The sequence below is a fragment of the uncultured Sulfitobacter sp. genome, from assembly GCF_947499945.1.
Taxonomy (GTDB): domain Bacteria; phylum Pseudomonadota; class Alphaproteobacteria; order Rhodobacterales; family Rhodobacteraceae; genus Sulfitobacter.
Map to the genome: position 1 here is coordinate 1,134,510 of NZ_CANMQD010000001.1, position 22,731 is coordinate 1,157,240.

At 56.3% G+C, this 22,731-nt stretch carries 30 protein-coding genes; 18 read left to right on the plus strand and 12 right to left on the minus strand.

Going from position 1 to position 22,731, the window contains the following annotated elements:
* Window positions 1–122: 122 nt before the first annotated feature.
* A complete protein-coding gene (locus tag Q0775_RS05655) occupies window positions 123–1,556 on the plus strand; it encodes a DUF6880 family protein (protein WP_298858383.1) in 1,434 nt (477 codons plus the stop codon).
* A 736-nt stretch (window positions 1,557–2,292) separates the two neighbouring features.
* On the opposite strand, the gene Q0775_RS05660 is transcribed toward Q0775_RS05655, so the two are convergent.
* The 6 genes from Q0775_RS05660 to Q0775_RS05685 form a co-directional block, all read right to left on the minus strand.
* Window positions 2,293–2,766, minus strand: coding sequence for a DUF2867 domain-containing protein (locus Q0775_RS05660; protein WP_298858384.1), 474 nt, complete (start codon window positions 2,764–2,766; stop codon window positions 2,293–2,295).
* Window positions 2,767–2,832: 66 nt separating this feature from the next.
* Window positions 2,833–3,390 (minus strand): F0F1 ATP synthase subunit B, encoded by a 558-nt coding sequence (locus Q0775_RS05665; RefSeq protein ID WP_298858385.1) that lies wholly within the window; start codon window positions 3,388–3,390, stop codon window positions 2,833–2,835.
* A gap of 4 nt (window positions 3,391–3,394) precedes the next feature.
* Window positions 3,395–3,925: a F0F1 ATP synthase subunit B' gene (locus Q0775_RS05670; protein WP_298858386.1), complete on the minus strand. Its 531-nt coding sequence runs from the start codon at window positions 3,923–3,925 to the stop codon at window positions 3,395–3,397.
* A gap of 108 nt (window positions 3,926–4,033) precedes the next feature.
* The gene (locus Q0775_RS05675) at window positions 4,034–4,258 is read right to left on the minus strand and encodes a F0F1 ATP synthase subunit C (protein WP_011567586.1); all 225 of its coding nucleotides are present in this window, start codon (window positions 4,256–4,258) and stop codon (window positions 4,034–4,036) included.
* A gap of 72 nt (window positions 4,259–4,330) precedes the next feature.
* Window positions 4,331–5,089, minus strand: a complete 759-nt coding sequence (locus Q0775_RS05680) for a F0F1 ATP synthase subunit A (RefSeq protein WP_298858387.1) — start codon at window positions 5,087–5,089, stop codon at window positions 4,331–4,333.
* Window positions 5,090–5,101: 12 nt separating this feature from the next.
* A complete protein-coding gene (locus tag Q0775_RS05685; protein WP_298858388.1) occupies window positions 5,102–5,473 on the minus strand; it encodes an AtpZ/AtpI family protein in 372 nt (123 codons plus the stop codon).
* 219 nt (window positions 5,474–5,692) lie between these two features.
* Here Q0775_RS05685 and Q0775_RS05690 point away from each other — a divergent pair, with 219 nt between their 5' ends.
* Entirely contained in the window at window positions 5,693–6,031 is a 339-nt protein-coding gene (locus Q0775_RS05690; RefSeq protein ID WP_298858389.1) for a metalloregulator ArsR/SmtB family transcription factor, read from the plus strand.
* A 211-nt stretch (window positions 6,032–6,242) separates the two neighbouring features.
* Here Q0775_RS05690 and Q0775_RS05695 read toward each other — a convergent pair whose 3' ends face one another.
* Both Q0775_RS05695 and Q0775_RS05700 read right to left on the minus strand, forming a co-directional pair.
* On the minus strand, window positions 6,243–7,160 hold the full coding sequence (locus tag Q0775_RS05695; RefSeq protein WP_298858390.1) for a DMT family transporter: 918 nt from the start codon (window positions 7,158–7,160) through the stop codon (window positions 6,243–6,245).
* Window positions 7,160–8,041, minus strand: coding sequence for a LysR family transcriptional regulator (locus tag Q0775_RS05700; protein WP_298859958.1), 882 nt, complete (start codon window positions 8,039–8,041; stop codon window positions 7,160–7,162). The genes Q0775_RS05695 and Q0775_RS05700 overlap by 1 nt, the downstream gene beginning before the upstream one ends.
* Window positions 8,042–8,365: 324 nt before the next feature.
* On the opposite strand from Q0775_RS05700, the gene ffh reads away from it, so the two are divergent.
* The 12 genes from ffh (at window position 8,366) to Q0775_RS05760 (ending at window position 16,579) form a co-directional block, all read left to right on the plus strand.
* Complete coding sequence (gene ffh / locus Q0775_RS05705; RefSeq protein ID WP_298858391.1) at window positions 8,366–9,862, plus strand: signal recognition particle protein; 1,497 nt, start codon at window positions 8,366–8,368, stop codon at window positions 9,860–9,862.
* The gene (locus tag Q0775_RS05710; RefSeq protein ID WP_298858392.1) at window positions 9,859–10,437 is read left to right on the plus strand and encodes a GNAT family N-acetyltransferase; all 579 of its coding nucleotides are present in this window, start codon (window positions 9,859–9,861) and stop codon (window positions 10,435–10,437) included. The genes ffh and Q0775_RS05710 overlap by 4 nt, the downstream gene beginning before the upstream one ends.
* A 100-nt stretch (window positions 10,438–10,537) precedes the next feature.
* On the plus strand, window positions 10,538–10,834 hold the full coding sequence (locus Q0775_RS05715; protein WP_298858393.1) for a chorismate mutase: 297 nt from the start codon (window positions 10,538–10,540) through the stop codon (window positions 10,832–10,834).
* Between the two features lie 48 nt (window positions 10,835–10,882).
* Complete coding sequence (gene rpsP, locus Q0775_RS05720; RefSeq protein WP_298858394.1) at window positions 10,883–11,284, plus strand: 30S ribosomal protein S16; 402 nt, start codon at window positions 10,883–10,885, stop codon at window positions 11,282–11,284.
* Between the two features lie 16 nt (window positions 11,285–11,300).
* A complete protein-coding gene (gene bluB / locus Q0775_RS05725) occupies window positions 11,301–11,930 on the plus strand; it encodes a 5,6-dimethylbenzimidazole synthase (protein WP_298858396.1) in 630 nt (209 codons plus the stop codon).
* A complete protein-coding gene (locus tag Q0775_RS05730) occupies window positions 11,930–12,079 on the plus strand; it encodes a hypothetical protein (RefSeq protein ID WP_298858397.1) in 150 nt (49 codons plus the stop codon). Before bluB ends, Q0775_RS05730 begins: the two co-directional genes overlap by 1 nt.
* A complete protein-coding gene (gene rimM / locus Q0775_RS05735; RefSeq protein WP_298858398.1) occupies window positions 12,076–12,621 on the plus strand; it encodes a ribosome maturation factor RimM in 546 nt (181 codons plus the stop codon). Before Q0775_RS05730 ends, rimM begins: the two co-directional genes overlap by 4 nt.
* A 2-nt stretch (window positions 12,622–12,623) precedes the next feature.
* On the plus strand, window positions 12,624–13,406 hold the full coding sequence (locus Q0775_RS05740; protein WP_298858399.1) for a hypothetical protein: 783 nt from the start codon (window positions 12,624–12,626) through the stop codon (window positions 13,404–13,406).
* Complete coding sequence (locus Q0775_RS05745) at window positions 13,406–14,194, plus strand: hypothetical protein (RefSeq protein WP_298858400.1); 789 nt, start codon at window positions 13,406–13,408, stop codon at window positions 14,192–14,194. The genes Q0775_RS05740 and Q0775_RS05745 overlap by 1 nt, the downstream gene beginning before the upstream one ends.
* Entirely contained in the window at window positions 14,191–14,988 is a 798-nt protein-coding gene (trmD, locus tag Q0775_RS05750) for a tRNA (guanosine(37)-N1)-methyltransferase TrmD (protein WP_298858401.1), read from the plus strand. Before Q0775_RS05745 ends, trmD begins: the two co-directional genes overlap by 4 nt.
* On the plus strand, window positions 14,981–15,727 hold the full coding sequence (locus tag Q0775_RS05755) for a polysaccharide deacetylase family protein (protein WP_298858402.1): 747 nt from the start codon (window positions 14,981–14,983) through the stop codon (window positions 15,725–15,727). Before trmD ends, Q0775_RS05755 begins: the two co-directional genes overlap by 8 nt.
* A 3-nt stretch (window positions 15,728–15,730) precedes the next feature.
* Window positions 15,731–16,579: a GNAT family N-acetyltransferase gene (locus tag Q0775_RS05760; RefSeq protein ID WP_298858403.1), complete on the plus strand. Its 849-nt coding sequence runs from the start codon at window positions 15,731–15,733 to the stop codon at window positions 16,577–16,579.
* A 56-nt stretch (window positions 16,580–16,635) separates the two neighbouring features.
* Here Q0775_RS05760 and Q0775_RS05765 read toward each other — a convergent pair whose 3' ends face one another.
* Window positions 16,636–16,878 carry a DUF465 domain-containing protein gene (locus tag Q0775_RS05765; protein WP_298858404.1) on the minus strand — a complete coding sequence of 81 codons (243 nt, stop codon included), beginning with the start codon at window positions 16,876–16,878 and terminating at the stop codon, window positions 16,636–16,638.
* A gap of 12 nt (window positions 16,879–16,890) precedes the next feature.
* A complete protein-coding gene (gene ppk2, locus Q0775_RS05770; protein WP_298858405.1) occupies window positions 16,891–17,772 on the minus strand; it encodes a polyphosphate kinase 2 in 882 nt (293 codons plus the stop codon).
* A 304-nt stretch (window positions 17,773–18,076) separates the two neighbouring features.
* On the opposite strand from ppk2, the gene rplS reads away from it, so the two are divergent.
* Together rplS and rpmE are read left to right on the plus strand one after the other, a co-directional pair.
* Window positions 18,077–18,451, plus strand: coding sequence for a 50S ribosomal protein L19 (rplS, locus tag Q0775_RS05775; protein ID WP_298858406.1), 375 nt, complete (start codon window positions 18,077–18,079; stop codon window positions 18,449–18,451).
* Between the two features lie 5 nt (window positions 18,452–18,456).
* On the plus strand, window positions 18,457–18,678 hold the full coding sequence (gene rpmE / locus Q0775_RS05780) for a 50S ribosomal protein L31 (RefSeq protein WP_298858407.1): 222 nt from the start codon (window positions 18,457–18,459) through the stop codon (window positions 18,676–18,678).
* A gap of 174 nt (window positions 18,679–18,852) precedes the next feature.
* Here the strand turns inward: rpmE and Q0775_RS05785 are convergent, their stop codons facing one another.
* Together Q0775_RS05785 and Q0775_RS05790 are read right to left on the minus strand one after the other, a co-directional pair.
* Window positions 18,853–19,530, minus strand: a complete 678-nt coding sequence (locus Q0775_RS05785) for a hypothetical protein (RefSeq protein ID WP_298858408.1) — start codon at window positions 19,528–19,530, stop codon at window positions 18,853–18,855.
* A gap of 148 nt (window positions 19,531–19,678) precedes the next feature.
* Window positions 19,679–20,527, minus strand: a complete 849-nt coding sequence (locus tag Q0775_RS05790; RefSeq protein ID WP_298858409.1) for a LysR family transcriptional regulator — start codon at window positions 20,525–20,527, stop codon at window positions 19,679–19,681.
* Window positions 20,528–20,642: 115 nt separating this feature from the next.
* Here Q0775_RS05790 and Q0775_RS05795 point away from each other — a divergent pair, with 115 nt between their 5' ends.
* A complete protein-coding gene (locus Q0775_RS05795) occupies window positions 20,643–21,734 on the plus strand; it encodes a sodium-dependent bicarbonate transport family permease (RefSeq protein ID WP_298858410.1) in 1,092 nt (363 codons plus the stop codon).
* 127 nt (window positions 21,735–21,861) lie between these two features.
* Complete coding sequence (locus Q0775_RS05800; RefSeq protein WP_298858411.1) at window positions 21,862–22,671, plus strand: division plane positioning ATPase MipZ; 810 nt, start codon at window positions 21,862–21,864, stop codon at window positions 22,669–22,671.
* The last annotated feature ends 60 nt before the right edge of the window (window positions 22,672–22,731 follow it).

A 22,731-nucleotide genomic window follows, 5' to 3' on the forward strand; every position in this document is an offset into this window, starting at 1 on the left:
TCGGTGAATTTTACAGACAGGGCCGACGCGATTGCGAGGAAAGGCGCGCTACCCTACTTCCCAGCCGTCATGCAAGACGATCCTCGCTTCCCTTCCCCGCCACCGAGTGCCAAAAACAGACCATGTCAAAAAAGACTCTTAACACCACAAACCTAGAAGCCTTGGGTGCAGAAACGCTCGCGGCCCTTTTGATCGAAGTGAGCGCTGGCAGTGCCGACATCAAGCGCAGGCTACGGCTCGAGCTGAGCCATAACCTTGGGGTGTCCGAATTGGCCCATGACGTGCGTAAGCGGCTTGCCTCGCTGCGCAAATCAACCAGCTATGTCGGCTGGCGCAAACGCAAGGCGCTGATCAAGGACCTTGAGACCCAAGAGGCGATGATCGTCGACAAAATCGCCGCCGATGACCCGACAACTGCCTTTGATCTTCTTTGGCAGTTCATCGAGATGGCCCCCTCGATCTTTGGCCGCGTAGACGACAGCAAAGGGGACGTGAGTGACGTATTCCGCGCAGCGCTTCTACAGTTTGCGGGGATCGCGCCGCTTGCGCAGCTTGAGCCTCATGCGCTGGCAGACCGCGTATGGGAGGCAGTGCTTAATAACGCCTATGGTGAATGGGACGGTGTCATAACGCTGATGGTCCCCGCACTTGGCGCGTCGGGTCTTGAAGCACTCAAGGCTCAAGTCGAAGCCCATGCAGGCAAGCCTGATGCAGAGCAAACCAACGACCACGATGCCATCGTGTTCCTGCGTGAGTTACGCGGCGGCATCAATCATGCGGCGAAGCGTAAGGCACGCTTTGTCCAGTCCTGCCTGCAGGAGATCGCAGAGGCCACGGGCGACACGGCGTCTTATATCTCCCAGTTTTCTGCCCGTGATCTGGAACGCAAAGAAATCGCTGCCGAGGTGGCAATGCTTTTGCTGGCGGACGACGAAAAGGAGGATGCGCTTAGTGTGCTCATGGCTGCAGAGACAACGGAAAATACGCACGGACAGCAAGCGTGGGACGATGCCTATATCGCTGTTTTGCTGGCTTTGGGCCACAATGAGGACGCGCAGACGCACCGCTGGACCTGCTTTTGCGAGACCCTCAACGCAAAACATCTGCGCGGTTATTTGAGCCTGCTTCCGGATTTCGATGATGTTGAGGCTGAGGACGATGCGAAACGCCACGTCCTGACCTATCATCCTCTGTCAACCGCTCTCGAATTCTGTCTGCGGTGGCCCGACCTGCTAACAGCTGCCCGTCTGATTGAAGAACGCGCAGATGAAGTGAACGGCGATCACTATAGTCTGCTCACACCCGCAGCCGAGGCGTTACGCGAGCGCCACCCCCTCGCCGCCGTACTTCTCTGGCGCAGCATGATTGATCACGCGCTGGAGCAAGGGCGCGCGACAATGTACAGCCACGCCGCTGATCATTTGTCTGATTGCACATCCCTGGATGTCGATATTACAGACTACCAGCGTTTCCCAACCCACGCGCAATACCTTGAGACATTGCAAGTACGGCATGGCATGAAATCATCATTTTGGTCCAAGGTAAGAACCAACTGATACGGGTCATTGGAACAAAATACCGTGTATTCGATGTTCTTTCAGTCCGATACGCAAAGAGCATGGTTTCCACAAAACTTATTCTCACAGGCAGCTATGCAGTTGCCGGCACGTAGCACCTTACAAGCCCACTGCAATGCGGCGACCCCAAGACCGTCAATTACTATTTACACAACATTCATCAGGGCAAAGGGTCTGCCATGTAGACAAAGTCAACGCTCGCTAAAAACGCAGGGACTTAAGTCGATGTATCTGAAAAAGGCTCTGCTACGATTTGGTATTCATCTTCGTAAACCCCGTATCCGAGCCTTTTCTCTTTCAGGATATCAACGCTAAAACCGTTTTGCTCCAGAATTGAAGCTAACTCGAACGCTCTTGCTATATGCTCAGTAGCGGACGGTTTAAACCAACTTATCCCTCGTGCGTAACGCTCATATCTTCCTTTTGAATTCGACTTAGAAAACCTATCCGGGATGGCGAGGTTCTCAGTGAACCAAATCATGAGACTACGTACATAGTTCGCTGTGTACGTGGCCGTGCTGGGATCGTTAACCAAAACAGACGCCGCGCGAAAGAATCCTTCACGTGCATCCATGCCGCTAACATTCGCTGAGCAAACAAACCTCAAATACATTCGATGATCTTAGCAGTTCTTACCATCTCATAGTCAAGCAGGAGTAATTGAGGCCAATACGGGCTCAAAGAAAATCCTAATATTTTTAAAATTAGCCCAATCTTAACAACGTCCCAACCGCCGCAGCATCGCCCAAACAATTAGCTTATGCGCAGGGCGCACAGGCAGCATATAAAACCAGCCAAAGCGATTATGCACTTTCACAGACGACGTAATCGTTAGCGTATTTTCAACGCTCGTCACGCAGGTCAGCACATCCAGATGATTGTCCCGTGCCGAAAGGGTCAGCACCTCGTCATTCACCGTCTCCACCAAGAAAAAGTCTAGCCTGTCGCCCTCTTGGACAAAGCTGCGCACCTCACCAGAGAACCCGCCAATTCGCTGAACGCCGAACCTTGCCGAAACAGCATCACGTACTCGAAAAGCCAGCCCCAACAGCGGCAGCGGCTCGGCCATAAGGCGCGTCCATGCCTCCAGCGGCGTGAGAGGCTGGGACAAGCGGACAGATTGTTGGTCAAAAAAATCCAACTCCCCACGCGGTGCTACCAACTCGATCTGTGCTGTCTGAATCTTCATAGCTGTCCCCAAAACGCAAAAAGCCCCGCCAATCCGGCAGGGCTTTTCAACCAAATAACAAACCGCTTAGTGCAGTTTCGCATCCACTTGCGCGATGCCATCTTCGATCAGCTTGTTGCCGTCTGCCGCAGTCATCTGCTTTCCGATGATGTCGCGGGACGCAGCAATCGCAATCAGCACAGCTTGGTCACGAACTTCCTTGATCGCTGAAGCTTGAGCGGATTCAATCTGCTCTTCGGCAGCGGCCAAACGGCGCTGAACGGAGATTTCCAGATCAGCACGCGCTTGCTCAGCGGCAGCGTTCGCTTCCTGCTTGGCAGCAGCTACGATACGATCCGCCTGCTCTTTAACTTCCTTGTGCTTCCGCTCGTAAGAGGCCAGCAGCGTCTGCGCATCTTCGCGCAGCTTGCGGGCTTCTTCGATCTCAGTGCTGATACCTTTTGCGCGGCTGTCCAGCATCCCGCCGATCAAAGAGGGCACTTTGAAATAAATCAGGATGCCGATAAAAACAGCCAGACCAAGGGCGACAACAAAGTCGGTGTTTTCAAGTGAAAAACCTTTGCCCGCAGCAAACGCTGGCGTCGCGGCAAGCAAGGCAAATACGGATGTTAGTGTGATACGCATGACGTTATCCTTTCATCCGTGAGGTCACAGCGGCGGTAATGGTCTTGGCATCGGCCTTGCCACCCATCGCTGCAACAATTTCTTTGACCGTATCTTTGGCAACTGCTTTCACGTTCTCCAAAGCACCGGCACGAATTTCCGAGATCGCCTTCTCGGACTCGGCTGACTTTGCGGCGATTTGATCGTCGGCCTTAGCAATGGCCTTGTCCAGATCGGCCTGCATGTCGGCCTTTGATTTCGCGATGATATTTTGTGCCTCTGCACGCGCGTCGACCAATGCCTTGTCATAGGCGGCCTCTGCTTCTGCTGCTTTGGACTTAAGATCCTCGGCGGCAGCGATATCATTACTGATTGTTCCCTGACGCTCGGCCAGAATTGCTGCAATACGCGGCAGCGCTACGCGTGACAGGATCATGTAGATCGCGATGAGTGCAAGAACCAGCCAGAAAATCTGGTTACCCCAAGTGGAGAAATCCAGTTGTGGCATGCCTCCGCTGGATGCTTCCGCAGCGCCTGTAGTGGTTTCAGTTGCCATGTCGGCCTCCTGTCAAAACATCTCCCCCAAAGGGGCGTAGTAAATCCTGTGTTCAGAGGGCGGCACAGTGTGCAGCGCCGCCCCCAGCATAGGAAGTGTCGTCAGTTCTTAAACAGCGAACATCAGCAGAAGTGCTACGAGGAACGCGAAGATCCCCAGAGCTTCTGCAAAGGCGATGCCGATGAAGAGTGTTGCAGTCTGCGAAGCAGCTGCGGATGGGTTGCGCAATGCGCCTGCGAGGTAGTTACCTGCAACGTTACCAACCCCGATTGCGGCTGCGCCGGAACCGATTGCTGCCAAGCCTGCGCCGATGTGTGCGAGTTCGCCTTCCATGATATTCTCCTATGCGTTGGAAGTTTAGATAGTGCGGGGACAGGTGCCCCCAAGTCGTAAGTTAAACCAGTCTTAGTGGTGTGGGTGCAGTGCGTCCCTGAGGTACACACATGTCAAGATCGTAAAGACGTAAGCCTGAATAAAGGACACAAGGACCTCCAGACCGTACATCGCCGTGATCCCGAGGATCGCGATGGGCGACACAGCAACCAGTGCTGCGAAACCCGCGAATACTTTGATAACCGCATGGCCCGCCATGACGTTACCAGCCAAACGAATAGAATGGCTCACGGGGCGTACGAAGTAAGAGATAAGCTCGATCACGGCCAGCACAGGGCGCAAGGCCAGCGGTGCGGAAGCAACCCAGAACAAGCTCAGGAACCCTGCGCCGTTTTTGACAAATCCCAGAACCGTCACAACAATGAACACCGCCGCAGCCAGTACAACCGTCACAGCAAAGTGCGACGTTGGTGTAAATGCTGTTGGGATCAGGCCAAGAAAGTTGGCGCAAACAATAAACATGAACAATGTCATGATGTAGGGGAAATACTTTACGCCCTCTTTGCCGCAGATGTCTTCGACCATCTTATAGACAAAACCGTAGGCCAACTCAGCAACCGATTGCATCCGACCCGGAACAACCGAGCGCTTGGACGTTGATACAACAAGTAGCAGGAAAACTGCCAGAACGGCCAAGCAGGTCCAAAGCGCTGCGTTGGTGAAGGTAAACAGACCCACCGGACCATCGCCCATCAGGGGAGATACGATAAACTGGTCCATCGGGTGAAAGACCAAACCGCCTTCTTCCGCGCCTGTAGCTTCTGTTGCCATTGTCTCGGCCCCTTACTCTTCATCGCTCTTAGCGAGCGGTTTCTTTCTCATCCCATTCGGGACGTATTCAACTCCGGCTTCCTCAGCCATCTTGCGGTCCTGCATTTCCTGCGCAGAGCGGAGCATCGTCTTAACTCCAGCCGCGAGGCCCAACATGACAAACAGCACCATAAATATGGGCAGCGTTCCAAAGAACAGATCCAACCCGTATCCGATGCCGAAACCGATCCCAAGACCGGCCACAAGCTCGATCACCATTCTCCACGCCATCTGGGCGCCTGAATAATGCTCGTCCATCCGCGCTTTGGGTTCTTGCAAACCTTTAGCCGCTGCAATCCGCGCCTCAATCGCTGCCATCTCTGCTTTACGATCTTGGTCGTCCACACGCAGGCTCCTGCTTGGATATCTTGGGAGGTAGGTACTTTGAGCAGCATCCCGAGTCAACGACATCTGACACCCCGACAACCCATTGAAATAAAATAGTATTGCATTTTTCGCGCATCATTGTCGCAGTCCAAAATCACCAAATTCACGGGAATCTCCACCCAAATGTTATTCAACCATTCAGTTGATCTTTCGCAGCGCTGCGCACTATGAACAGCTATGGCCCAAACTCTGGACACCACATTCGCCGCATTGGCCGATCCCACCCGCCGCACCATCCTCGCGATGCTGCTGGAGGATGATATGGCAGTGACCGACGTGGCAGAACCGTTTGATATGTCCCTCGCCGCCATATCCAAACACCTTACCGTGCTCACCGCAGCAGGCCTGATTACCCAAGAAAAACGCGGTCGGGTAAAATGGTGTAAGCTTGAGCCGGACGCCCTGCGCAATGCCTCCGTCTGGATGCAAGGCTTCGGTCAGTTCGAGCCTGTAAATCTCGACGCGTTCGAACGGTTCCTAAAAGCAGAGTTGCCCCAAACCGACAGCGATCTCTAGTCACAAAAAAGGGAGCCGCTGCGGCTCCCTTTCTCATTAGATCTTTGATGTCCTCAGAGGACGAATTGCACGATCGCCAATACGATCACTACAAGGCCGACAAGATAAATAATGTTTCGCATGGTTTAATCCTTCATCAATATAACAGGCGCATAATTGCGTGTTTTGGTTCGTTGATGACATAACGTCGCATGTATTGATCCAGTTCCACTCAGGACGCAGATTTCTCAATAAGCTGTCCGCGTGGCACTTCGTCGTCACGCAACAACATCCACAGCGCCACCACCGTCATGGCAATCCCTCCGGCCACCATAACAGGCGGTAGACTATTGCCCAGCGCCGCCTCCCAGCAGATCACCCAACTCGGCACGAGATAGGTGTAAGCCATGACTTTGGCCGACGGCAGCCGCAGCGCCGCAAACTGCACAAGTACAAAAGTGATCGAACTGGCGAACACCGAAACGTACAGGATCGTCACCCAGACCATCCCACGCAAACCACCCCAATCCGTCGCTACAATATCACGCCCACCGATGATCAACAGCAGCACCGCTCCCGCCACCAGCGTACCAAAGGCAAAGACAACCGCACTTTCCCCACGGTTCATTACCCGCACTAAAGGCGTATAAATCGCATGCGCAATGCAACCGAAGAAAAAGATCACCTCGCCCCGCCCGACATCAAACGCAAGCAGTGCGACCACGTCAGCGCGGAAAATTACCCAAAGTGCCCCCACGCCCCCAATGCACAGCGCCAGCGCCATGCGCGGCGTCATCCGCTGACGTAACATCACCCATGCAAACACGCCCGCCATCGCAGGGACCAGCGTGAACACCGCCGCCGAACTGACAGGCGGCGACGTCTTGAGCCCTTCGAACATCAGCACAAAATATATCATGAACAAACCACCCAGCAGCGCGTACCGCCAAGGGGCCACAAAATCGCTCCGCCGGATGCCCGTCGTGAGCAGTGCAACAATTCCCACCACAACCGCCGCAATCACAAACCGCACCGCATTAAGCCCCAGTGGCGTAATCTCGTTCGCCACCATCCCCCCAAGGGAGAAAGACCCCGCAACCAAAGCCGAAAAAGCCAGCATCGCCAGATGCCCTTGCGCCTGCGGTGTCATTATATCGTTTCGCTGTCGTTAAAATGTGCCTTTAGAAACTGCACCAGCGCCTGCACCTTGCTAGTACGGTGCAAATCCATATGCGTCAGCAGCCATAAAGGAGCGGACCATTCGGGCCGTGGTCCCGCAACCTGCACCATATCGGGCCGTGCCTCCGCTTCTTGCGGCGTGAGAAACCCGATCCCCGCCCCCGCCATCACTCCCAGCGACAGGGCCTGTGTGTCATTGCTGCGAAACATGACATTCTCGCGCGGCACGGCTTTGGACAGCCATTGATAAAACGGGGCACGCATGTCTTCCTCTTCATGCCCCACAAAACGGTGCAGATGGTATTCCTCCGGCCCCGAGGGCAACCCATTTGCGGCCACGTAAGCAGGCGAAGCATAAAGCCCCATGGTATGATTGGTCAGCGCTTGGACGACGTTGTCAGGCTGGTCCGGGGCACGCCCTGCCCGAATGGCCACGTGCGCCTCCCCGTATTCAAGGCGAAATAACCGCTCGCCCGTCAGATACCGCACAACCACATTGGGATACTCCTCTTGAAACGCCGCCAGCAGCGGCGCCATACGCGGCGCAAGCGCCACAAGCGAAGTCACCACCAGATCACCCGCGACCCCCGCACCGCTCCCCTTGATACGACTCGCAAGTTGGCTGAACTGGTCCTCCGTCGCCTGCGCCACACGCAACAGGTCTTCGCCAGCCTCCGTCGGGGTGTAGCCCCGCGCATGTCGTTGAAATAGCTTGATCCCCAACCGCGCTTCCAAGGCATCAATATGGCGGATTACCGTGGCATGATGCACTCCCAGCTTTTCCGCAGCACCACTCACTGTGCGCACCCGCGCGACCTGATAGGCCGTCTTGATTTCGTCCCAGTTTTCCATCCGCCGCCCGCCATCACTTTGTGCATCTATGAACAGTAGACCGTCAATCTTCCCCGCCACGTGCATGAATACAAGAAAAATCACTACCCGCACGCGGCACCCACACACAGGTTGACTCGTAGCGCCTCCCCGCGTAAATCACACGAAACCTCCGGAAGCACACACTTCCGGTCCTGACCCCGTATCAGGATCGCCCCCAGTCAGCGCGTTGCGCCCACTGGGGTAAACGCCATTGCTCCTCATGCATCCGGAGCATTTGTTAATTTCTGCGGCCGCCCCTAAATAAAGAGGCATCCGCAACCGACCGAGAAAGGGCACCCGCCCATGTTTGAGAATCTCAGTGAACGCCTCTCTGGTGTCTTTGACCGCCTGACCAAACAGGGCGCACTCAGCGATGAGGATGTCAAAACCGCCCTGCGCGAAGTGCGCGTTGCCCTGCTTGAGGCCGATGTATCGCTTCCCGTAGCGCGTGATTTTGTCAACGCCGTGCAGGAAAAAGCCACAGGCCAAGCCGTCACAAAATCCATCACGCCGGGTCAGCAGGTCGTCAAGATCGTGCACGATGCCCTGATCGACGTGCTGCGCGGCGAGGGCGAACCGGGCCACCTCAAGATCGACAATGCCCCTGCCCCCATCCTGATGGTCGGCCTGCAAGGCTCGGGTAAAACCACCACAACCGCCAAGCTCGCCAAACGCCTCAAAGAAAAAGAGGGCAAGCGCGTGCTCATGGCTTCGCTCGACGTTAACCGCCCCGCCGCGATGGAACAGCTTGCGATCCTCGGCGTGCAAATCGGCGTCGACACCCTCCCGATTGTCAAAGGCGAGACACCCGTCCAGATCGCCAAACGCACCAAGACCCAAGCAGCCTTGGGCGGCTATGACGTCTACATGCTCGACACCGCTGGTCGCCTCTCGATTGACGAAGAGCTGATGGCGCAGGTCGAACAAGTCCGCGATATCGTGACCCCGCGCGAAACCCTGCTGGTTGTCGATGGACTCACAGGTCAGGACGCCGTGCAAACCGCCGAGAATTTCAACACCCGCATCGGCATTTCCGGTGTGGTCCTCACCCGTATGGACGGCGACGGTCGCGGCGGTGCGGCCTTGTCCATGCGCGCCGTCACTGGCAGCCCGATCAAATTTGTAGGCCTCGGCGAAAAGATGGACGCGCTCGAGACGTTCGAACCTGAGCGTGTTGCGGGCCGTATTCTCGGCATGGGCGACATCGTTGCTCTCGTGGAAAAAGCCCAAGAAACCATCGAGGCTGAGCAAGCCGAAAAGATGATGAAGCGCATGGCCAAGGGGATGTTCAATATGAACGACCTCAAAATGCAGCTTGAACAGATGCTCAAAATGGGCGGCATGCAGGGTATGATGGGCATGATGCCGGGCATGGGCAAAATGGCCAAACAGATCGAGGACGCAGGCCTTGATGACAAAATCCTCAAACAGCAAATCGCCCTCATCAACTCCATGACGAAAAAAGAGCGCGCCAACCCCGCGATCCTTCAGGCCAGCCGCAAAAAGCGGATCGCCAAAGGTGCAGGCATGGAGGTCTCCGACCTGAACAAGCTGATGAAAATGCAGCGCCAGATGTCCGATATGATGAAGAAGATGGGCAAAGGAAAAGGCGGCATGATGAAAGCCGCGATGAAGCAGATGATGGGCGGAAAAGGTGGCATGGACCCCGCCGCAATGGCCCAAGGCATGGACCCAAAAGCCCTTGAAGCAGCCGCCAAACAAATGGGCGGAAAACTCCCCGGCATGGGCGGCGGCATGGGCCTGCCCGCAGGTCTTTCAGGCTTCGGGAAGAAAAAGTGAGCCACACCACCATCCATATCCCCACGCTAGAGACAGAGCGTCTGATCCTGCGCGCCCCGAGCAGGCAGGACATCCAGTTCTATGTGGCCTTCAAAACATCTCAGCGCTCCGCCTTTACAGACGGTCCCCACGATCCAGCGACCGCAACGGCACTCTTTAGCGAAGTTGCAGGCCAATGGATTATGCGCGGCTATGGCCTGTTCATGGCCACGACAAAAGCGGACCCCGACACTGTCGTAGGGGGCTTTGGCGTGTTCCACCCCGAAGGTCAGGAAGAGCCGGAATTCGGCTGGTCCCTCTACGCGGCAGAGCATGAAGGCAAAGGGTATGTAACCGAAGCCATGCGCGGAGTAATTCCGTGGGCTTGGACAGTTCTGGGCGTGAACACCGCACAATCCCATGTGCATGCTGGCAACGATGCATCCGTGATCGTGGCAGAGCGTCTTGGCGCAGCTTTCGACCCGGAGCAGACGCGCATTGCCAGCGCAGAGGGCGGTCAATTCTACGATCCTGCACGCCCCATAGATAAACCAAAAGTACACATCTGGCGTCACACCAAAGGGCAGTTGAAATGAACATCTGTCGTTTGAAAATGCCGCGCTGCGGCGGTGTACAGGGGGTGTACGGGTGCTGTACCCATAACACTCCCCTGCTGAACACCATATCGGAGGCTCCATGACCGACGCTGTAAAACTCGCCGCAGAGGTCCTCAAGGACCACCGCGCCAGCATCGATCGCCTCGATGCGATCCTCGTCTATACATTAGGCGAGCGGTTCAAACACACTCAGGCTGTGGGGAAACTCAAAGCCTGTCACGACCTTCCCCCGTCCGATCCGGCCCGTGAAGCGGCCCAGATCGAGCGGCTAGAAGATTTGGCGAAACGGGCCGATCTTGACCCCGAATTCGCCAAGAAGTTTCTCAACTTCATCATCGCTGAAGTCATTCAGCACCACGAAGAACATCAATCGTAGGGTGCGCATTCACTGCGCACCACCCAACAAAACAAGGACTTAAATACCATGGCCATGAAAATTCGCCTCGCCCGCGGTGGCTCCAAAAAGCGCCCCTTCTACCGTATCGTAGCAGCAGACAGCCGCATGCCACGTGATGGCCGCTTTATTGAAAAGCTCGGCACATATGCGCCACTGCTGCCAAAAGACAGCGAAGATCGCGTTAAAATGAACGTTGAGCGCATCGAGTACTGGTTGGGTCAAGGCGCACAGCCAACAGACCGTATCCAGCGTATGCTCGAAGCAGCTGGCGTGCGCCCAAAGACAGAGCGCAACAACCCGAAAAAGGGCACACCGGGCAAGAAAGCAACTGCACGCGTGGAAGAGAAAGCAGCCAAGGCCGCAGCCGCAGCGGAAGCCGCCGCAGCACCTGCCGAGGAAACACCCACAGAAGAAGCGGCCACCGAGTAAACAAGGAAAATCCGGCATGGAAACATTCTCTGATGAATTCCGTGCCGGGCTGACCGACCTGATGCGCTGGCGCCGCGATGTGCGCCAGTTTTGCACCGATCCCGTGGAGGAGGCACTTGTCCAAGAGTGCCTCTCCACGCTTTCCCTCGCCCCCTCCGTTGGCCTGTCAGAGCCTTGGCGCGTAATCCGCGTCCGCTCCGATACTGCCCGCGCTGCGGCGCTTGAGAACTTCCAGACCGCCAATGCAAAAGCGCTTGAAGGCTATGACGGCGACAAGGCTGCGCTTTATGCCTCGCTCAAGCTGTCTGGAATGCAGGAAGCCCCTGAACACATTGCCATTTTTTGTGACGACGCCACGCCTAAGGGTGCAGGCCTCGGTGCGGCTTCCATGCCGGAAATGCGCCGCTATTCCGTTGTGGGAGCCATCACTCTGATGTGGCTGCACGCCCGCACACTGGGCCTCGGCGTCGGTTGGGTCTCTGTCATTGATCCGCAACGCATGTGCCGTGATCTGGATGCACCACCCGACTGGTCGCTTGTCGCTTACCTTTGCCTTGGCTGGCCGCGCGATGTATCCCTAACCCCAGAGCTTGAAACAAAAGGCTGGGAGGCCCGCGCCGCCGCCCTGCACATCGAGGAACGCTGATGTTTGGACTACTGAAATTCGCTGCCACATTGTGCATTGGCGCCGTGCTGGGCTTTCACTTGAACGGCATGCTGATGAAGGCAGAATGCAGCGCAGGCGCGGGACAATGGACCGGCACGATCTGCGTTGATTCGGATTTGGAACAATGAGCGTGAGCCGCATTTGCGTGGGCACAATCTCGGGGTCCTATGGTGTGCAAGGCGAGCTGCGCATCAAAAGCTTTTGTGCCGTACCCGAAGACATCGAAACTTATAGCCCGCTGACCGACGAAAGCGGCGAGCTTGAGTTCAACCTCGCCATTTTACGGCCTATCAAAAACGGATTTTCCGCGCGCATGCCAAACGTCGCGAACAAGGAAGATGCCGACGCCTACCGCGGCACCAAGCTGTTCGCCCGCCGCGAGCAGATGCCCTCCCTCCCCGATGACGAGTTCTACCATGCCGATCTGATCGGGCTTGATGTCTATGACACTGGCGGCGTCCTGCTGGGCAAGGTCAAAACCGTTCAAAACCACGGCGCGGATGATCTGCTGGAGCTTCAACTTACCGGCACTTCCACCACTACGTTTCTCCCCTTCACCAAGGCAGCAGTGCCAACAGTTGATCTGGCCTCTGGTCGCATAGTCGCCAACCCGCCCGAAGGCATCCTGCCCACACCAAAAGACGCCCCCAAAACCGCGCAGCAGGACTGAACATGCGGCGGGTTATTATCCACGCCGGATTTCACAAAACGGGCACGACCAGCCTGCAACAAACTCTGCGCGCCAACCGTGCCGCCTTGCGTCCTGAAATACGTCTGGTCCTGCGTCCGGGCATGACCGCGCTGTGCGAATGCGCCCGTGCCTACAGTCGATCGCGCGAAGATTACGATCTGGGGCTGGTCAAATATGAGGCTGCGATGCTGGTGGAGCGGTTGGCCGAAGAGGAGGCGACCACGATCGTTATCAGTTCCGAAGACCTTAGCGGTCACATGCCGGGCCGCCACGGCCTGCACGGTTATGGCGCGGCACCGCATCTGATGCGCGCCTTGGCTGTGGCGTTCAAAGCGGCAGCACCTGATGACGAGCTGTCGTTCTTTTTCACCACGCGGAGTGCAGCACCTTGGCTACGCAGCTGCTATGGTCAACATCTGCGCGCCTCCCGTATGGTTTGGGATGAGGCAGACTATGTCAAACGGCTCAAATCATCGGCCGAGCATGGCAAAATCATCGATCTTATCCGCAAGGAAGTCATTGAGCACAGTGTGATAGACGCTGCCCTAGAGGACTATGCTGACCAGTCCCTTGGCATGGCGGAGGCGTTGCTGGATCATCTCGAATTCAGCAAGGAGCGTCGCGCGACCTTCGGGACTGCCGCCCCGCGAAATGCGGCTCTTTCTGCGGATATGCTGGCCGAATTGCTCACGCTCAACCGCTCTGATTTAGACGACACAGCCCTGCGAAAAGCCAAACGGGCACTGATCGAAGGAGCCGCCTGATGCCGCGTAGAATCGTTGTGCATGCAGGATTTCACAAAACAGGCACCTCAACGGTTCAGGCCGTCTTGCGCGCCAATCGCAAGACGCTGATGCCTGCGCTTGCCATTCGCCTCAAAGGGCAGATGAAAGAGTTGGTGAGTGCGACGCGCGGCTATTCCACCTATGGCACCGCCGATGCGCTGGAGAAAGTTAGCAGCCGGTTTGACGCCCTGCTCGATGATCTTCCAGGTATGCCGCGCCGCACACTTTTGCTCAGTGCGGAAGAGTTGTCGGGCCATATGCCGGGCCGTGGCCCCTTGGCAGAATATAGCGCGGCACCCATCCTGATGTACCAATTCTGGCAGCGCGCTCAGGCGAAGTTTCCAAAAACCCCGATCGTCTTCTGCTTTGCTACCCGTGAGCCTGACACTTGGCTGCGCTCGGCATGGGCCGAGCATGTGAAGTCGTCGGGCATGACACTCGATTTTACCGAATATGCAGTGCGGTATTCGCAGGCTTCCAATCTGGCTGCGATTGTGGGCGAGGTGCGCCGCCGTGTCCCTGCCCCCGTGCACAGTTATGCATTGGAGGACTGTGCAAACCTGCCACTTGGCCCAGCGGACCCTGTGTTGGACCTGTGTGATCTCCCTGACGACATCCGCAGCACGCTGGCCCCACAGCCACCCCAGAATACACGGCTAAGTGAGGAGATGCTTGACGCCTTGCTCGCGATCAATAGGGCGCATAGTGACACAGATGCCCGCAACGCCGCCAAGGCGAAACTTTTGGGCAAAGGAGCCGATACATGACCCCGCCCAACCGCTCTCACGGGAAGCAACGCGTGATGCAGGCACTCAAACCGCGTGAGTTGATGCAAGACACCCCCGACTATGTCCACGTCTGGCAAGCGCATGTGCTAACCCTGTTCCCAGAACTGTTTCCCGGTGTCTTAGGGGCAAGTCTGACGGGCCGTGCGCTCAAAGAAAGCCAATGGCAGTTACACGCACATGACCTGCGCGAATACGGCCTGACCAAGCACCGCAATGTCGATGATACCCCTGCAGGTGGCGGTGCGGGGATGGTCCTGCGGGCCGATGTGGTTGGACCCGCGATTGAGGCTGTTCAGGCCCGTGCTATGGGGCGTTGGCCCATTTTGTACATGTCCCCGCGCGGTAAGCGATTTGATCAGGCGATGGCACGTGATCTGGCCTCTTGTGCAGGTGTAACCATGCTCTGTGGGCGCTTTGAGGGCGTGGATGAGCGCGTGATTGAGCATTACGGCATTACCGAAGTCTCGCTGGGTGACTTTGTCATGACGGGCGGTGAACTTGCTGCCCAAGCGATGATTGACGCCACTGTCCGTCTGCTGCCCGGTGTGCTTGGCAATGCCGAGAGCACGGTCGAGGAGAGCCACTCCGACGGTCTGTTGGAGCACCCGCAATACACCAAACCCGCCGAGTGGAATGACCGCGCAATCCCGCCCGTACTTATGTCTGGCAACCATGCCGAGATCGCCAAATGGCGACGCGAGATGTCGCATAAGCTCACGGCTGAACGGCGCCCCGACCTTTGGGCGGCACATCAGGCCCGTAAGGATGACTGAATGGGCGGTCCTTGACGCTGAGTTGTCTGCTTGGGCGCAGAACGGTCTGACGCCGCGCTTTTGGTGGCGTGATGATGATGCGCGAGAAGTCACACCCGCGCTTGAGACGTTGCTGGGCTTGTCCGATACCTATGCGGTTCCTACACATCTGTCCGTGATCCCTGACGGGCTGCAACGCGACCTTGCTCCACGATTGCGCGATGCGGGGTATGCGTATGTTCTGCAACACGGGCTAAGCCATATCAATCATGAGCCGAAAGGTGCCCCTGCATCGGAGGTCGGCAACCTGCGAAATCTGGCACTGCAAGAAGCCGATTTGCGCTGCGGCTGGGAGATTTTGCAGACCGCTGACCTGCCCCGCCTTCTGCACGGATTTGTCCCGCCGTGGAACCGTATCGGTGATATTACACGCCGCCACCTGCCCGATTGGGGATACAGCTTTCTATCCGCCTATGAGGGACGTGGAGAGGATGCAGATATCGTGGGCTTGACGCAAATAGACGCCCACCTTGATCCGATCCGGTGGAAATACGACCGCATATTTCGTGGTGAGGATAAGATGCTAGCGATGCTGATCGAACATCTGCAAGAGCGGCGCAGCACAGATTCCAGACGACCCATCGGCTATGTCACGCATCACCTGCAAACTGATGATGCAATATGGGATTTCACCGATAAACTGTTTCAGCGCACGCGCGGCATGTGGCGCACTGTGCCCGAGATGCAAAAGGAGGCCTGAGACATGGTCACCGTCAGATTTGCAACGCCCTCACAGCGCGACGAAGTCGAAGCATTTATGCACGCGGCATTTCCCCGCGCCAAATGGGGGTTGGAGGGTTGGACCCGTTTGCTCGCCAATCGTTGGGGCGGGGCGCAGGGTGAGTTTGCTGTTGTTGCGATGGATGGTGATCAACTGATCGGTGTGATGGGGATGAACGATAGCCTTCGCCATACCCCGCGCGGACCTCGCAGATATCGGAATTTGACGTCGTGGTATGTCCTGAAATCGCATCGCGGCATGGGCCTTGGCGAGACTTTGATGCACACGGCGATGAATGATCCCGAAGTGACCTCTACCAATCTCACCAGTGCCAAAGCAGCTCTGCCACTCGTTGATCGGATCGGGTTTAAAGTGCTGGATGCCAAGCGGCTGGTTTGGCGGCCAAGTGGCGGGAAAACTCTGAACCTCACCCTTGATCCACTACGCGATGCGTCCCTCAATCCTGTGGACGCTCAAGTGTTGGGGGATCACGCTGACCTCAATCTTAAACCCGTCACGATTGAAACGCCGGGCGGGCCGTGTACTTTGGTCCTGTCGGTCAAACAGAAGGTCGATGAATACGTCACTCATGAGGCCGTCTATGTCGGCCAGCCTGATCTAGTGGCGCGGTATGGTCGCAGCATTGCAGATACGCTGCTGCCCGAAGAGGGCGCGGTTTTCAGCGTCGACAGCCGTCTGGTAACGGGTGCAGAACCCGACGCCATTGAGCAGATCGAAGTGCCCCGCTTTTACAAAGGGGACAGCATGCTGCCCGCCGAAATCGATCACATGTATTCGGAAATCGTCTTGATGGACATGAAGCTATATTAGCGCTTCATGGTAGTGCCCCACCCCCAGTGTGAAGGGGCGGGGTTTTCCAAATTTGCTTAGGCTTTCTCGCGCAGATATGCGGCGATCTCGTCCTTCAACGCCAACCGTTCGCGCCGCATCTTCTGCATATTGTCATCGCTTGTTGGCTCTACATCGGTTTCTGCGCGGTGAATGGCGCGATTCACGGTGTGATAGCTATCTGAAAGCTTTGCGAAATGGTTGTCCGACTGGCGCAGCGTGGCCATTTGCTCTGCCTGCTCCGGGAATTCTTCGGCCAGTTCGTGTGGAGTATGTGTCATGTATTTTCCTTTTTACGCGTTACGGTGTTTGGGGTGAAGCGAGGACGCCAGAATGTGCTGGGATTTCTCCAGTATTGCCTCTGCCTGATGGAATATCTTTGGATCAGGCGGCAGGGCCACTTCGGGGTCTTTTTCGGGGTAATCCAGCTGGGACAAGAAGTGCCGCATGCAGGTGAGCCGCGCGCGCTTTTTGTCGTTGGAGCGGATGACGGTCCATGGCGCATCAGCGGTATCGGTATAGAAAAACATCGCCTCCTTCGCCTCGGTGTAGTCGTCCCATTTATCAAGGCTGGCACGGTCAATAGGCGATAGCTTCCACCGCTTGAGCGGGTCGGTCTCACGCGATGCAAACCGCTGCTTTTGCTCTTCTTGCGTGACAGAGAACCAGTATTTGAACAGGCGAATACCGCTGCGCGTCAACATCCGTTCAAACTCTGGCGTCTGGCGCATAAATTCGAGATATTCGGCGGGTGAACAGAAATCCATAACACGCTCAACACCCGCGCGGTTATACCATGAGCGGTCATAGAGAACCATTTCACCCGCAGTGGGTAGGTGCTTGATATAGCGCTGAAAATACCACTGCCCTCGCTCTTCTTCCGTTGGTTTGTTGAGGGCGACAACCCGCACGGCACGCGGATTGAGGTGTTCCGTGAACCGCTTGATCGTCCCCCCTTTGCCAGCGGCATCGCGACCCTCGAACAACAGGACAAACTTTTGCCCCGTCTCCTGCACCCAATGCTGCACCTTGAGGAGTTCAACCTGCAAGGCGGCTTTCTCTGCCTCATAAGCGCGGCGCGAAAGCTTGGTCTTGTAGGGATATTCGCCCTGATCAAAACCGATAATCGCTGTCTTATCGCCCTCTTTGATATTACTGGCTTTCGCTGTCGTCATTAACGTCTCCCTCACTGCCTTAGTGCCGACTCATGATTGGACTATTACGGCTGTCGACGCATTGACTTGGATCAATCTATTCCGGTGACTGAGCCCTTGATCTGACTGCCTATCAGGCCTATACGCGCACCAACTCGGAATCGCTAAAGACGCGACTCGGGCTATGGCGCTATGGCGCGACGCATAAGCAAACGATGATGCTACCTTCGGTGGACCGCTACGGCAGGTTCAACAGGACAGACCGAAGCTCTTGGATCGGCAAAACAACTTCGTGGCATACCACGAGCATTTATAGGAGCATCAGATGAACCTGATCGCACAAATCGAGGCGGAACACATCGCCGAACTCGGCAAGGAGATCCCAGATTTCCGCGCTGGTGATACGATCCGCGTAGGCTTTCGTGTAACCGAAGGCACACGGACACGTGTCCAGAACTATGAAGGTGTTTGCATCTCCCGCAAGCACGGCAAAGGCATCGCCGGCGCATTCACTGTTCGCAAAATCTCATTCGGTGAGGGCGTGGAACGTGTGTTCCCCCTGCACTCCACCAACATCGACAGCATCACCGTGGTTCGCCGTGGCCGTGTCCGTCGCGCAAAACTTTACTATCTGCGCTCGCGCCGTGGTAAGTCCGCACGGATCATCGAGAACACTCACTACAAAGCACCGAAGGCGTAAACGAGATGAAATCAGATACACATCCCGAATATCACACGATCAACGTCAAAATGACCGACGGTACGATCCTGGAAATGAAATCAACTTGGGGCAAAGAGGGCGACCAGTTGTCGCTTGATATCGACCCAACCGTTCACCCCGCGTGGACAGGCAGCTCCGGCCGCCTGCTCGACACCGGTGGCCGCGTGTCCAAGTTCAAGAACAAGTACGCTGGTCTCGGCTTCTAAGCCATTCCTCCGTGAACAGATCGAAAGGCGCATCTTCGCAGGAGGGTGCGCCTTTTGCGTTTTAGTTGCGTATTCTGTCTTGGCCTGCGGTAGTGGACAGAGTGAACTTTGCAATTCATGATTATATTCGTAACGGGCTTTGATCTTGATTTTTACTGTTTCGCTCCAGTTTACCTAAAATCGTTCCCGATCCAGTAAGACTGAGCCGTCTACGATTTGGCCAATGTACCCACAGGGATCTTTTCGTTGCGACAAATGCCCCCATACCTTTTGAGAGAATAGATGTGGTGCCATGAACAGAATAATGGCGCTAAGTTCATCAGAGGAAATTGATCTGTCCAATCCGGACCGATCCTCGAATATCGACTGTGCTTCCGAACTCAACGACATGACCTGCATGGCATAGGCGATGTATTCATGCGCAGTTACGCATTCTTCAAAAGGACAAGGAATACCATAGGTCGCAGCATGCGAAAGCTCGTGTATCACGACGCTTTGAAAATACTCGTCAATTCCTAAGTGTATAAACGCCCCGTCGGGATCGCGTAATTCCTGCATATTTGGTGGCGATAGCACCTCGATCCTGCCCTCGCCACAATGGTACAAAGCAACACATCCTGGTTTAAGTTGGTCGACAACGCTGATGTGAACAGGGCTGGACAGCGCAGGCACGTTGCATTGATCAAAGAGCACCGCCGCCTGTTCGACCGCGCTGCAAACCAGTTCACCATGTTCTGCTTGCTGAACGGATGTTGTCACAACCGAGTTGCTACATGAAAGAGAATCCGCCCAAGATGGAATTGCTGCAAGAAAAGCCAGGCTGCAAATGATTGAGGCTCTCAATTTCTCCATCGATTTTTCCCTCCTCAGAGGTGCTTTGAATATGCCATTTGTGCAGTACCAGAGTTGATTTGAGTCAATCGATAAGTGTTCAGTGTGATCTCAAAGTAGTCCTGCGCTGCGAATGGGTTGCCAATAAAGTTTTGAGCCATGACCAGCCCTACCCCAACAACTCCGCCAGCAGCGGGTGTGGAAAGTTGCGGGGGGCAGTGATCGCGTAGAACGTCTCGGTCAACTCCAAATCAAAGGGCGCTGTGGCCAGCCTGCCGCTTGCGATCTCGTCCGCCAGCACCACGTCAGGGGCGAGCGCTACGCCTGCGTCTTCGCGGGCAAGCAGGCGCACCATCGCCATATCATCGGCCTCTGCCACGATGTTGGGCGTCACACCAAGACGCGCGAGAAGACCGTCGAACAGCGTGCGGATCACCCCTGTGGGCAAGATTAGCGGCTCGCGGGTAAGCAGTTCGGTAAGGGTGTTGTGCTGTAAGCGGTGCGCTGCGCCATGCAGTCCGACGCTTTGCGCCGAGATGCGATGGGTGGTGAAGGATGCGGCTTGCGTGCTCAATGGTGGCTCTGTGGTCAGCACCACATCGAGGCCCAACGCGCGCAGAGTGTCGAGCAACTCCGCCCCACCCGAGCGTAGAATTACCTCGTACCCGCCGCGTGCCAGTACAGGGCGCAGGAACTGCATCTGGAAGTTCCGCGACAGCGTCGATAGCGCCCCGATGCGGAACGGCGGCAAAATAGTGGAGGTCTGCGCCAGCGTCGCCTCAAGCTCGGCCCCTGTGGCAAAGATGCGGTCGGCGTGGTCCAGCGTGATGCGCCCCACCTCGGTCAGGACCAACTGCCGCCCCACACGGTCAAACAGGTCTTGGCCCAGCCGCGCCTCCAACGCCTTAATCTGCGTGGACAGGGCCGACTGGGACAGGTTCAACCGCTCCGCTGCGCGGGTCAGATTCCCCTCGTGCGCTACCGCCTGAAAATAGCGCAAGTGATGGTAATTGAGCACATCCGCCCCCTATTCGTTCGTTTTTATAGAACGATTGGGCGCAAAAGATATATTTTTATTCTAATCCTTCCGCCGTCATACCGACCCGAACACAATCACCTCAAAGGGTCTGACCATGGATATTATCTTCGACATCAGCGGCACGGTTATCAGCCAGCTTCAGAAACCCACGCTGGCCTTCCTACTGGGTGGCATGATGCTGGCCGCTTTGGGCAGTAAACTCGCCGTGCCTGAGCCGGTGTATAAATTCGTGGTGATGGTCCTGCTGCTCAAAGTGGGCCTCGGCGCGGGTATCTCGATCCGTGAGGCCGATCTCGCTTCGCTCATCGTGCCTGCGATCTGTGCCATTCTTACAGGGATTGGTATCGTCCTGCTGGGCAGCAACACACTGGCGCGGTGGAAAGGTGTCTCGAAGATGGATGCCTATGCCACAGCAGGTCTGTTTGGGGCGGTATCCGCCTCAACGTTGGCTGCCGCCATGGCGATGCTGGAGGAAGAACGGATCGTGTATGAGGGCTTTATCGGCGCACTTTATCCTTTCATGGATGTCGCCGCCCTCGTCACTGCGATCCTGCTGGCAAAACTGTCAGCAGCGCAGCCCGCGAAGGCGACACTGCCAGAAGACGCGGTGGCGACGATGACCATGGACGGCCTCGCCTCTGGCCTGCCCAAGCGCCCGCGGCCGAGTGACAAAGAGCCTGCACCGCACGGCCTCGTCGGGACAATTCTGACGGACACAATGCAAAGTGCGGCAATCTCTGCTCTGCTCCTTGGCATCGCCATCGGGGTGCTCGGACGGCCCGAAACAGTCTATGCCAGCTTTTACGAGCCTCTATTCCGCGGGCTGCTGTCGATCCTGATGCTGGTCATGGGGATGGAGGCATGGGCGCGGTTGTCAGAACTGCGCAAAGTGGCACACGCCTATGTGCTGTACGGGCTAACAGCGCCGATCATTCATGGATTCATCGGTTTTGCGCTTGGTATTGTGGCACATCAGCTCACCGATTTTTCTGCTGGCGGCGTTGTCCTGCTTGCCGTGATGGCGGCGTCCAGCTCTGACATCTCTGGACCGCCTACCATGCGCGGCGCTCTGCCAGAGGCAAACGCCTCCGCTTATGTCGGGGCGTCCACGGGCCTTGGCACTCCTGTCGCAATCCTGAGTATTCCGCTGTGGATCTGGCTCGCCGATATGTTCATCGGGCTGTGAGTGTCCTATGCGCCCCAGTGCAAGAGCATTGGGGCGTTCCCACCTTTCCAAAGGCTCTAACCCTACATATAGTGCGAAAAACATGAACCTGCACGGGACGCAGGACGGGTAAAAAGGGCAGCTTGGTATGGCGCATATTATCGTCGTCGGTAACGAAAAAGGCGGCGCAGGAAAATCCACAGTTTCCATGCATGTGGCAACTGCTCTGGCACGAATGGGGCATAAGGTCAGCGCACTTGATCTGGACCTGCGCCAACGCACATTTGGACGCTATTGCGAGAACCGCCAGTCGTTTCTCAAGGATTCCGGTCTCGATTTGCCAAGCCCTAGGTGCCATGATCTACCCGACGTAGATCCCGCTGATCTAAAGCCAGGTGAGAATGTCTATGACCACCGCCTATCTGCCGCTGTGGCCGATTTAGAGCCAAACAATGATTTCATCCTCATCGACTGCCCCGGCTCACACACACGGCTGAGCCAAGTTGCGCATTCGTTGGCCGATACGCTTGTCACGCCGCTCAACGACAGCTTCATCGACTTTGACCTGCTGGCCCATACCGACGCCAATGGCGACAAGATCACAGGCCCGTCAGTTTACTCCGAGATGGTCTGGAACGCGCGCCAGCTGCGCTCTCAAGCTGGCTTGCCGCCTATCGATTGGGTTGTGGTGCGCAACCGCATGGGCGCTCAGCGTATGGTCAACAAAGACAAGATGGAGCGGGTGATCCAAAGCTTAAGCAAGCGCATCGGCTTTCGCATCGCGCCCGGATTTAACGAGCGTGTGATTTTCCGTGAATTATTTCCCCGCGGGCTGACCCTGCTTGATCTCAAGGATATCGGGATTAAACAGCTCAACATCTCCAATATCGCCGCACGCCAAGAGCTGCGCGATTTGATCAAGGCGCTGAACCTGCCTGGTGTAGACGCGGATTTTTAAGCTCGGCTGCTGTTAGAACTGCAACAGAAATCTGCTTATGGCAGCAAATTGGAATCGGAA